A 10,886-nucleotide genomic window follows, 5' to 3' on the forward strand; every position below is an offset into this window, starting at 1 on the left:
GAGCTCGCCTGCATCTTGCGCATCACATTGGCGCGATGCAGCTTGACGGTCACTTCGCTGATGCCGAGGTCGAAGGCGATCTGCTTGTTGACGCGGCCGCGCGCCACCTCGTACAGGACCCGGCGTTCGCGCGGAGAAAGCGATTGCAGCCGTCCGACATTGCGTTCGACGATCCTCTCATCGGCGCGTTGCGCGAGATCCTTCCTGATCCCGGCCGTCACCGCATCCAGCAGGGTCTGATCGCGCACCGGCTTGGTCAGAAAGTCGATGGCGCCGGCCTTCATGGCCTGCACCGTCATCGGGATGTCGCCGTGGCCGGTCAGGAACACGATCGGCTTGCGCTTGCCGCTTGCTGCGAGGTGGGATTGCAGATCGAGACCGCTCGATCCCGGCATCCGAACGTCGAGGATCAGGCAGCCGGGCCGCTCCCATTCGCTTGCCGCGAACAGGTCCTGCGGCGAGGCAAAGCAGGCGCACTCCAGACCAGCCGACAACATCAGTTCCTGCACGGCTTCGCGAACCGCCAGGTCGTCGTCCACGATGATGACAAGCGGCTGCTCGGTCTCATCCGTTGGCCGCGTCCGGCCCAAAGCGGGCTTCTGCGGCATCTCAAGTTCATGGGTCATATTTCCCTCCTCATCGAACTCGCGCAACGCGGCAGCCATCACACCGCCACGGCGGCCTCGTCGGCTGCCACCGGCAGCGTGAACGTGAATGTTGTTTCGCCGGATGGGCTGGTCTCGGCCCACAGCCGGCCGCCATGCGTCTCGACAATGGAGCGGCAGATCGCGAGCCCCATTCCCATGCCGTCCGTCTTCGTCGTGACGAACGGCTCGAATACCCGCTCCGGCGATTCCACGCCGGGACCGCGATCGCTGATCTCGATCCGCACGCTGCCGCCGGATCTGCGGGCGCGGATGGTAAGCGACTTGGCGGCTTCGACGCCCTCCATGGCCTCGATCGCGTTACGCATGAGATTGATGAAAACCTGCTGGATCTGGATCCGGTCGCAGGCCACGGCGGGCAAATCGGCCTCGATCTGCATCGTGAAGCTGACGCGGCTCTGCGTTGCGGCGTCGATCATCAGGTCACGCGCTTCCGCGATGATTTCGCCGAGCGTCGTGCGTCTCTTCTCTTGCGTCGATTGTTTGAACAGCGCGCGAATGCGGCTGACCACATCCGCGGCTGCATTGGCGTCGCGAATGATGCGCGTAACGATCATTTGCGCGCGTTCGACATTCGGCGCATCCGCGGTCAGCCACCGTTGGCATGCGTGCGAATTGGCGACGATGGCGGCGAGTGGCTGGTTGACCTCGTGGGCGATCGATGCGGAGAGCTCCGCCAGGCTTGCCGCCTGGCTGGCGCGTCCCAGGGTGTCCCGGGTTCGCCGCAGCTCATCCTGCGCCTGGACTTGATCTTCGATATCAAGACAGATCCCGTACCATTGCACCACGATACCTTCAGCATTGCGCATCGGCGCAGCGCGTGCCTCCACCCAGCGATGCACGCCGTCCGAACGACGAAGCCGATGCTTCAACGAAAACGGCTCGCCGGTTGCGATCGCGCTGCGAACCGCGTCGGTGACGACGACGGCATCATGCGGATGCACGATGATCTTGATCGTCGCGGCGAGCCGTCCAGCGTCGAGATGACTCAATTGGTCAATCGACAGCCCCGTGAATTGCACCATTCGCTTGTTGAAGTAAGTGGGTTCGCCGTCCGGAGCCAGGCTCCAGATGAGGCCGGGTACGGAATCGACCAGTCGCGAAAGTTGTTGTTCGCGTTCGAGCAGGGCTGCTTCGGCCGTCTTCTCGTCGTCGACATCGATGGTGGTGCCGTACCAGGCGGCGATGCGCCCGTCTTGATCGCGTTCCGCCGATGCGAAATTGCGGAACCAGCGATAGGCGCCGTCCGCCATGGGAATGCGATGCTCCAGAACATAGTGATCGCCGGTTGCGAGGCTGTGCTGCCATGCCGCCACGAGTCGATCATAGTCATCGGGATGAACGACGTTTCTCACGCCGAACATGTCGCGTCCAAGCGGCGACAGGTCCGTCTTGGAGAGCCCCGTGAGGGTTCTGATGCGGCGGCTCATATAGAGAAACTTGCCGCTGGCATCGGTCGACCATGCGAGCGCCGGCATGCTCTCGATGATGCGCAGGGCCTGCTCGGCCTTGCCTGCGCGCATCATCGCCCGCCGGCGTCCGGACCATATGCCGCCGATGCCGATCACAAGGCAGCACACCGCAGCGGCAGCAGAGAGGCCGTTCAGCCCATGTGCCAACCCAGCCAGCACCAGTCCGATACCGCAGCCCGACAGGGCGAAGCCGAAGCTCTCGACGAAACGCGCCGCGCCTGTCATGTCCCACCCGCCCGTTTCGACTTGCGCCGCCGTCGCGGCGACGGTTTGCTGGGACCGTCGGTCGGGTCGGATCTCCGGGGGCGATCCTTGACGCGATCGCTGACCCAGTCCTGGACCTCGCCGAAGAACGCCGCGGGTGCGACACGCCCGAAGCGCTGCGCAACATCGCCGAGGGTCTGCTCGGCCAGGGCGTCACGCATGGCTTTCTCGGCGCGCAGCATCACCGCGTGAACGGCGCAGGTTCCCTTCGCGGCCCATGTCGGCGGTCTTGCGCCGAACAGCTGACATCGCAAGCGGACATCCTGGCAATCGAACAGCGGCTTTTCGCCCTCGATGGCATCGACGATGTCCAGGAAGCTGATCCGCTCCGGCGCCTTGGCAAGCACATATCCGCCTCCGGCGCCTTCGGACGCCTGCACGATGCCGGCCCTCTCGAGCTTGGGAAATATCTTGGCGACGAAGCTCGGCGAAATGCCCTGCAATTCGGCAAGGTCACGGCTGCTCAGCGGCTTGTCGCCCGAGCCGACCAGCCACAGCAGGCAATGGATGCCGTATTCGACGCTCACGGTGAGGTGGGCCATAACACGGACTATAGCAGTCTGAGTTGTGCCATGCAATACGCGGATAGCATTTGTCCGAGTTATGCGGATCCACGACGCCGTGATGACAGCGATGTGTCGATGCTGCCCTAAGTTGCTGAAGCGACGAAGCATTCCGGCGTATGCACGGCATTCCTTCGGCGTGCGCGGTCCAGTCGACCTAGCCCTCGGTACAGGCAACCTATCCTCGCGCACGATATCGGCCGTTTGACGGACGTGGCAGTCGCTTCGATCGAACGTTTCCTGCTCCGAAAACGAGCCCGATATCATGACCGAGCCGCTGTTGCGTGATGCCCCAGAGAGTTTGTCGCCATCGTCCGAGGCGCGTCAGGCCAACCAGCCGAGTACCGAGCATCGAGCCGCCGATGTGGAGATGGCGCGCGTGCTCGGCACCACTCCGTTTCGCATGGCTTTGGATGCCGCCGGCGGCGGGATCGCCCACTGGAAACACGAGCCGCTGCACGACGTCGTCGAGCCGATGAGCCACCACGTGATCATGGCCTACAACGGTACGATGCAGCGCATGGAGCGCCGGTCGGGACGGTCGGTCGCAATCGGCACGTTTCGTCCCGGGGTCGTTATCATCATTCCCGAGGGATCAAGCTCCCGATGGGATATTCCGAAACCCGTCGACGTCGTTCAGCTCTATCTTCCCCGGACGACGCTCGCGCGCGTTGCCGATGAAGCCGACGCCCCATCGACTGATCTGTTGGAGCGGACGGCGCATCCGGACCCTATTACGTCCCGATTGCTGTTGAGTGCGGCGGATGTGCTGCAGGGCAACGAGGCGCTCGATGCACTGTTCAGGCAGCAACTGACGGATCTTCTGGCCACGCGGCTGCTGGCGGCGCACACCGGCGCGCCGGCACCGGTCCGGCCGGTTGGTGGCGGGCTGGCGCCGCAGGCGCTGCGTCGTGCCATCGAGCGGTTGCGCTCGGACAGCGAGGCCGACGTCTCGCTCGCGGCATTGGCAACAGATGTCGGCCTATCGCGCTTTCACTTCTGCCGCGCCTTCAAGGAAAGCACCGGGCTCTCGCCGCATGCCTGGTTGCGCCAGCACCGGCTCGAGCAGGCCATGAACATGCTGCGCGACACCGATGCATCCGTCGTCTCGGTCGCCGCCGCGCTCGGCTACGGCTCGCAGACCGCATTTGCCGCCGCGTTCCGCAAGCTGACCGGCGAAACCCCGAGCGATTGGCGGCGGCGGCTGCGGTAGCCGCAATCGCTCTTCAGGTCAGGCAATCGCTCTGGGGCGCTCACAACCCCCATTCGCTAGATCACCGTGGCGCCCATGCCAACAACGGAGACAAGCGATGGTTTGGAAGGATTTCGGCAGTTCTCTTGCAATCACGCGCCGACGGCGGATTGTGGCGACTGCGCTCATGTACGGGCTGACGCTGACCGTTCGCTTTACGTCGACAACAAGTGCAGACGCGGATGCTTCGGCACAGGCGTTTCAGGGTGCCAATCCCATCACCTCGGTCATGATCAACGACAGTGCCCCGATCGTCGACGGGGACTGGCTCGCGGCCGCGGTCCAACCGATCGCCTTCCGCCGCGGCGGCTCGCTCGCCTCTGGCGTGTGCCGTCCAGCTTGCGAGACGGCCGTGCGGACGCCGTTCGTGTCGGGCTGCGCCGAGCGCCGATAGGCGGTCGCCGCATTTGCTTCACCCATTCGCGCCGTGATCGCCGCTAGATCCATCTGCGGCGGCGACGCGCGGACATCAGAGACTGCCAACCCCAAGGAGATATTATATGAGACTGGTCATCATCGGCGCCGGCTTTGCCGGCATGTATGCCGCACTTTCTGCAGCCCGCCTGCGCGACATCCAGGGCGTATCGCCCGAGGAATTCGAGATCGCGCTGGTCGCGCCGCAGCCGACCCTCGTGGTTCGCCCGCGGCTCTACGAGCCGAAGCCGGAAACGCTGACCGCGCCGCTGCTCGACATCTTCAACGCGATCGACGTCGTCTATGTGCAAGGCAGCGCCGAGGCGATCGACACCGCGGCGCGCACCGTGCAGATCGTCACCGCCAGGGATGCGCGCAAGACGCTGCCCTACGACCGGCTGGTGGTGGCGACCGGCAGCCGGCTGTTTCGTCCGAACGTGCCCGGCCTCGCCGAGCACGGCTTCAGCGTCGCCAGTCTCGAGGACGCGATCGCGCTCGACCAGCATCTGCACGGCCTCGCCAGGCAGCCGGCATCAGTGGCGCGCGACACCGTCGTCGTTGCCGGCGGCGGCTTCACCGGCATCGAGGCGGCGACCGAGATGCCGGCGCGCCTGCGGGACATCCTCGGCAAGGACGCGAAGCCCCGCGTCGTCATCGTCGATCGCGCCGCTGCGATCGCGCATGACATGAGTGCGGATGCACGCCCGGTCATCGAGGACGCGATGCGCAAGCTCGGCGTCGAGGGCCGGTTCGGCACCGGCGTCGCCGAGATCAGCAAGTCCGGCGTCACGCTCTCCAATGGCGAGCATATCGAGGCCGCGACCGTGGTGTGGTCGGCCGGCCTTCGCGCCGCGCCGCTGACCCAACAGATCCCGGCCGAGCGCGACAATTTGGGCCGGCTGCTGGTCGATCGCGATCTGCGCGTGCCGTCGGTCGCAGGTGTGTTCGCCACCGGCGATGCGGCGCGGGCCGCATGCGACGACGTCGGCAACTATGCGCTGATGTCGTGCCAGCACGCGACGCGGATGGGCGCCTTCGCCGGCAACAATGCCGCAGCCGAGCTGCTCGGCGTCCCGACCAGGCCGTATCATCAGAAGGTCTACGTCACCTGCCTCGACCTCGGCGAGGCCGGCGCGCTGTTCACCCGCGGCTGGGAACGCAAGGTCGAGCTGGTCGGCGACGTCGCCAAGAAGACCAAGCGGGAGATCAACACCGTCTGGATCTATCCGCCGCGCGCCGAGCGGGCGGCAGCGCTCGCAGCCGCCGATCCGGAGCGCGTCATCGATCTCTGAGGCTTGTTCGTCGTCGGCCGCGCCTTGCACAGGGCGCGGCCGACCCATTCCATTTAGAACCATCCTAACGACAGCGCCGAAAGACGGGACGTATCGTCGCAGTTTCTGGCGGCCATCGTTGCGCGATCGCAACACGATCAACGATAAGCCCGATACTGGATGAGTTCTAATCGACGCGCTGCTGCGCGCATCCGACATCGTGTTAGGCAAGAATGGAGACTCCGGAATTAGGTAGCGACGTTGACCGCGACGACCAAATCCCTGCGGCGATGGGGTGCCGTCCACAAATGGACCAGCCTGATCTGCACATTGTTCATGCTGCTGTTGTGCATCACCGGCCTGCCACTGATCTTCCACGACGAGATCGATGATCTCTTGCACAATTCGGTCAAGCCGGCCGAGGCGCCGGCCGGCACGCCGCCGGCCGACCTCGACCATCTGCTCGCCAGCGCGCTGGCGCAGGCGCCGGGCAAGGTACCGCACTTCCTGATCTGGGATCGCGACGAGCCCGGGGCGATATGGGTCAGCGTTGGCCCGACGATCGATGCCAATCCGGTCAACAACCTGCTGATCCGGATGGATACCCATACCGCCGCCTATCTGGATTCCCCCGATGTGACCGGCCGCTTCACCTACATCATGCTGAAGCTGCACACCGACATGTTCGCAGGCCTGCCCGGCAAGCTGTTCCTCGGCTTGATGGGGATCCTGTTCTGCGTCGCGATCATTTCCGGCATCGTGGTCTATGCGCCGTCGATGCGGAAGCTGCGCTTCGGCGCCTACCGTGCGCAGCGGACCCGTGTCGTGCGCTGGCTCGACGTGCACAATCTCGCCGGCATCCTGCTGGTCGCCTGGACGCTGGTGGTGGGCTTCACCGGCGTCATCAACACCTGGGCCGATCTCGTGCTCAAGATGTGGCAGTTCGGCCAGCTCGCCGAAATGACTGCTCAATACAAGGACCGCCCGGTGCCGTCGAAGCTGACCTCGCTGAACGGCGCGGTTGAGGTGGCGCGGCACACGGTGCTCGGCATGACGCCGAGCTTCGTCGCCTTCCCGGGAACGCTGTTCAGCAGCAAGAGCCACTACGCGGTGTTCCTGCACGGCGATACGCCGCTGACCTCGCGGCTGTTGAAGCCCGCGCTGATCGATGCGGAAACCGGCACGCTGACCGACAGCCGCGACATGCCCTGGTATGTGTCGACGCTGTACATCTCGCAGCCGCTGCATTTCGGCGATTACGGCGGCATGCCGCTCAAGATCGTCTGGGCGCTGCTCGACATCTTGACCATCTTCATCCTGGTGACCGGCGTGTATCTGTGGATGCGCCGCCGCAGAGCGGGCGTGAGCCAGGAGCGCGCCATCGCCAACGCCGCCGCGATCGACAACCCCGCGCTCACGTCGTGACATCAGCATGGTCGCACATCGCTCATTGACCCAGATCTTCGCCGCGCCGCTCGTCATCGCGATCGTGAGCACGGTGGGATTGATCAGCGCGCTGGTCGGCGACGGCTGGTGGGATGCCGTCTCATGGGCGGCACTCGGCCTGCCCGTGCTGCTCTATTTGCTGTTCATCTGGCGGCGCCGGCCGAATTGATGCTCCCTCTCCCGTTCTTACGGGGAGAGGGTTGGGGTGAGGGGCTATCTCCGCGCATGCGGTGATAGCCGTGTTTGCGGAGACTCCCCCTCACCCGGAACGCATCTGACGATGCGTTCCGACCTCTCCCCGCACGCGGGGCGAGGTGAGGCGGAGGCCGTTGCTCATCGAAGTAAACCTACCTTGCGCTAGATCCGCGCTTCCGCACGCAGCGTCGTCTCGATCTCGCCGAGGATGCGCGCCAGCCGCTCGGCCCACGCGGTTTCGCCGGCTTGGTCAGCGATCAAGTCCTGGCGGATCTCGATGCCCGAATTCATCAGGCCGCGCTGCTCGCCATGCACCGGGATGGTGTAGTCGGTCTCGTCGCTGACCGCATAGGGCTCGTTGTCGCCGACCACGAGATCGCCCTCGGCGCGCAGATGCTTGAGCAGCAGCGGCGGCAGCGCCTTGTCGTGGTGATACAGCGTGCCGATGTGCCAGGGACGCGCGATGCCGGCGTAGATAGGCGTGAAGCTGTGCAGCGACACCAGCACTGTCGGCATGCCCTGACGCGCACGTTCGTCGATGATGTCGTCGATGCGCCTGTGATAGGGATCGAAGATCTGCGTCCGGCGCAGCTCGGCGGCCTCGCGCGACAGGCCCTCATTGCCGGGAACGGTGATGGCTTCGCTGATCAGCGGCACCGAGCTTGCGACATGTGGTGGACGGTTGCAGTCGATCACGAGCCGCGAGTAGCGTTGCGCGATCAAATGCGCGCCGAGCAGGTCGGAGAGTTTCGTTGCGACGCCTGCGATGCCGATGTCCCAGGCGATGTGCCGCACCAGCTCGCTTTCGGGCAGGCCGAGATCGCCGAGCGGCGAGGGAATCAGCCTGCCGTAGTGATCGCAGGTGAACAGGAACGGCGAGCGGCCGGCAGGATTGTGTTCAAGAACCGGCGAAACATCGGTGCTTGCAAGCAGGAAGGATGGACTGCCGCCGTAATTCAAGGGCCTTTTTCCTCAACTTTGCCTATTCGAGCGGCATCTGGTCTGGAATCGAGCAGCTTTCTCTATAGATTAAGCGGTCCGAAATCACGATGATTGTTTGAAGATGCCGCTGCTGACTATCCATCACAAGACCGTTTATCGATACGCACGCCCGGTGGCGTTCGGCGAGCACCGCATCATGCTGCGTCCCCGCGACGGCCATGATCTGCGCGTGCTCGACAGTGCGCTTGTGATCGATCCGCAGCCGATGTCGCTGCGCTGGATCCATGACGTGTTCGGCAACAGCGTCGCGATCGCAGCCTTCGACGAGCGCGCCGACACGCTGTCCTTTGTCTCGACAGCGACAGTGGAGCACAATCCCGCCGACAGGTTTGCGCTGACGCCGGACGACCCGGCCTACTTCTATCCGTTCCTCTACGACGACGAGGAATTCCCCGATCTGCAGCAGTTCATCACGCCGCAGTATGGCGACCCGAACGGCGAGCTGTCGGCCTGGGCGCGGCGCTTCCTCGATGTCGAGGCGCCGACGCTGACTTTCAAGATCCTCAGCGACATGACGCATGGCATCCGCGAAGCGTTCAGCTACCGCAAGCGTTACGAGCAGGGCACCCAGCATCCGCTCGATACGCTGCGCACGAAGTCCGGCACCTGCCGCGACTATGCGCTGTTCATGATCGAGGCGCTGCGCAGGCTCGGCATCGCCGCGCGCTTCGTCTCCGGCTATCTGGCGATGCCTCCCGGCAGCGCGCATGGCTATGTCGGCGGCGGCTCGACCCACGCCTGGGTGCAGGTCTATCTGCCGAGCGCGGGCTGGATCGAGTTCGATCCGACCAACGGCATCGTCGGCACGCGCGATCTGATCCGCGTCGCGGTGGCGCGCGATCCACGGCAGGCGATCCCGCTGCATGGCGTCTATCTCGGCGCCGCGGATGCTTATCTCGCGATGGACGTCGACATCAAGGTCGTCTCGGTCGGCGAGAGCATGGCGGAGCGGGAGACGGCCTGACGATGCAGATCAGGGTCGGCTTCGAGATCACCTACACGGCGCCGCAGCCGACCCCGATGGTGATCATGTTGTCGATCCATCCGTCGCGTTACGCCGACATCGTCGGCACCGAGCGCATTGCGACCGAGCCGGATGTGCCGGTCGGTCTCTATCGCGACGGCTTTGGCAATGTCTGCGGGCGCCTTGTTGCCCCTCGCGGTGGCGTCACCTTCCGTGGCAGCGCGCTGGTGCGCGATTCCGGATTGCCCGACATCGTCAATCCGGCGGCGCAGCAGCTGCCGGTCGAGCAATTGCCCGACGACTTGCTGCTCTATCTGATGCCGAGCCGCTATTGCGAGACCGACAAGCTGACCGACATCGCCTGGTCGCTGTTCGCCGGCACACAGCCGGGCTGGGCGCGGGTGCAGGCGATCACTGACTTCGTGCACCACCACGTGACGTTCGGCTACCAGCACGCCCATCACATGAAGTCGGCGCACGACGTCTATGAGAGCCGCACCGGCGTCTGCCGCGACTTCGCGCATCTGGCGCTCACCTTCTGCCGCTGCATGGGCATTCCGGCGCGCTACTGCACCGGCTATCTCGGCGACATCGGCGTGCCGCCGGATCCTGCGCCGATGGACTTTTCCGGCTGGTTCGAGGTCTATCTGTCCGGCCAGTGGTACACCTTCGATGCCCGCCACAACACGCCGCGGATCGGTCGCATCCTGATGGCGACCGGCCGCGACGCCGCCGACGTCGCGCTCACCACGAGTTTTGGCCGGATGACGCTGACGAAGTTCGTCGTGGTGACGGATGAGGTGGCGGCCTAGCGTCCGTTGGGTTTTTCTGTCATTCCGGGGCGATGCGTAGCATCGAACCCGGAATCTCGAGATTCCGGGTTCGCGTCTGCGACGCGCCCCGGAATGACCGAGCAGCCATGACCTCCGATCTCCTCTTCGTCTACGGCACGCTGATGCGCGGTTTCGACCACCCGATGGCGAAGCTGCTCGCGGGCAATGCCGAATTCTTAGGATCAGCGCAGTGCCGCGGCCGGCTCTACCTCGTGAAGCATTATCCGGGCCTCGTCGTATCGAGCGATCCCGCCGACATCGTGCATGGTGAGCTGTTCCGCCTGCGCGAGCGCGAGGCCATGCTGCGCGAATTCGACATGTATGAGGCCTGTGGCGAGGGCTTCCCACAGCCGACCGAATATGTGCGTGAGATGCTCAACGTCACGCTCGCCAACGGCAGCGTGAGCGAGGCATGGACCTATCTCTACAACTGGCCGGTCACCGAGCTGCCGCGGATCGCGTCAGGAAAATTCCTCGAACACTAGCGAGTGTGGAGATCGGGCGGCATCGGAACTGCGTTCCCTCTCCCGCTTGCGGGGGAGGGC

12 protein-coding genes are annotated in these 10,886 nt (G+C 64.7%); 8 read left to right on the plus strand and 4 right to left on the minus strand.

The window, feature by feature from the left end; genetic code table 11:
- From QMZ05_RS38615 to QMZ05_RS38625, 3 genes are all read right to left on the minus strand, one after another.
- Nucleotides 1-608, minus strand: a 608-nt coding sequence (locus QMZ05_RS38615; RefSeq protein WP_353705538.1) for a response regulator transcription factor, incomplete at its 3' end; no start/stop codon positions are given.
- 56 nt (nucleotides 609-664) lie between these two features.
- Nucleotides 665-2,362, minus strand: a complete 1,698-nt coding sequence (locus QMZ05_RS38620; RefSeq protein WP_353705528.1) for a PAS domain-containing protein — start codon at nucleotides 2,360-2,362, stop codon at nucleotides 665-667.
- A complete protein-coding gene (locus tag QMZ05_RS38625) occupies nucleotides 2,359-2,943 on the minus strand; it encodes an Rrf2 family transcriptional regulator (protein ID WP_353705529.1) in 585 nt (194 codons plus the stop codon). The genes QMZ05_RS38620 and QMZ05_RS38625 overlap by 4 nt, the downstream gene beginning before the upstream one ends.
- Nucleotides 2,944-3,229: 286 nt before the next feature.
- On the opposite strand from QMZ05_RS38625, the gene QMZ05_RS38630 reads away from it, so the two are divergent.
- The 5 genes from QMZ05_RS38630 (at nucleotide 3,230) to QMZ05_RS38650 (ending at nucleotide 7,516) form a co-directional block, all read left to right on the plus strand.
- Nucleotides 3,230-4,177 carry an AraC family transcriptional regulator gene (locus QMZ05_RS38630; protein WP_353705530.1) on the plus strand — a complete coding sequence of 316 codons (948 nt, stop codon included), beginning with the start codon at nucleotides 3,230-3,232 and terminating at the stop codon, nucleotides 4,175-4,177.
- Nucleotides 4,178-4,274: 97 nt separating this feature from the next.
- Nucleotides 4,275-4,610, plus strand: a complete 336-nt coding sequence (locus QMZ05_RS38635; RefSeq protein WP_353705531.1) for a hypothetical protein — start codon at nucleotides 4,275-4,277, stop codon at nucleotides 4,608-4,610.
- 106 nt (nucleotides 4,611-4,716) lie between these two features.
- Nucleotides 4,717-5,922: an NAD(P)/FAD-dependent oxidoreductase gene (locus QMZ05_RS38640; protein WP_353705532.1), complete on the plus strand. Its 1,206-nt coding sequence runs from the start codon at nucleotides 4,717-4,719 to the stop codon at nucleotides 5,920-5,922.
- A gap of 240 nt (nucleotides 5,923-6,162) precedes the next feature.
- Nucleotides 6,163-7,326: a PepSY-associated TM helix domain-containing protein gene (locus QMZ05_RS38645; protein ID WP_353705533.1), complete on the plus strand. Its 1,164-nt coding sequence runs from the start codon at nucleotides 6,163-6,165 to the stop codon at nucleotides 7,324-7,326.
- A gap of 7 nt (nucleotides 7,327-7,333) precedes the next feature.
- Entirely contained in the window at nucleotides 7,334-7,516 is a 183-nt protein-coding gene (locus tag QMZ05_RS38650) for a hypothetical protein (protein WP_146986937.1), read from the plus strand.
- Nucleotides 7,517-7,704: 188 nt separating this feature from the next.
- On the opposite strand, the gene QMZ05_RS38655 is transcribed toward QMZ05_RS38650, so the two are convergent.
- Nucleotides 7,705-8,502 carry an N-formylglutamate amidohydrolase gene (locus QMZ05_RS38655; protein WP_353705534.1) on the minus strand — a complete coding sequence of 266 codons (798 nt, stop codon included), beginning with the start codon at nucleotides 8,500-8,502 and terminating at the stop codon, nucleotides 7,705-7,707.
- A gap of 103 nt (nucleotides 8,503-8,605) precedes the next feature.
- On the opposite strand from QMZ05_RS38655, the gene QMZ05_RS38660 reads away from it, so the two are divergent.
- From QMZ05_RS38660 to QMZ05_RS38670, 3 genes are all read left to right on the plus strand, one after another.
- The gene (locus tag QMZ05_RS38660) at nucleotides 8,606-9,508 is read left to right on the plus strand and encodes a transglutaminase family protein (RefSeq protein WP_353705535.1); all 903 of its coding nucleotides are present in this window, start codon (nucleotides 8,606-8,608) and stop codon (nucleotides 9,506-9,508) included.
- Nucleotides 9,509-9,510: 2 nt separating this feature from the next.
- The gene (locus QMZ05_RS38665) at nucleotides 9,511-10,320 is read left to right on the plus strand and encodes a transglutaminase family protein (protein ID WP_353705536.1); all 810 of its coding nucleotides are present in this window, start codon (nucleotides 9,511-9,513) and stop codon (nucleotides 10,318-10,320) included.
- A 107-nt stretch (nucleotides 10,321-10,427) separates the two neighbouring features.
- Nucleotides 10,428-10,826 (plus strand): gamma-glutamylcyclotransferase family protein, encoded by a 399-nt coding sequence (locus tag QMZ05_RS38670; RefSeq protein ID WP_353705537.1) that lies wholly within the window; start codon nucleotides 10,428-10,430, stop codon nucleotides 10,824-10,826.
- The last annotated feature ends 60 nt before the right edge of the window (nucleotides 10,827-10,886 follow it).

The sequence above is a fragment of the Bradyrhizobium sp. INPA03-11B genome (genome assembly GCF_040446015.1).
Classification (GTDB): Bacteria; Pseudomonadota; Alphaproteobacteria; order Rhizobiales; family Xanthobacteraceae; genus Bradyrhizobium; species Bradyrhizobium macuxiense_A.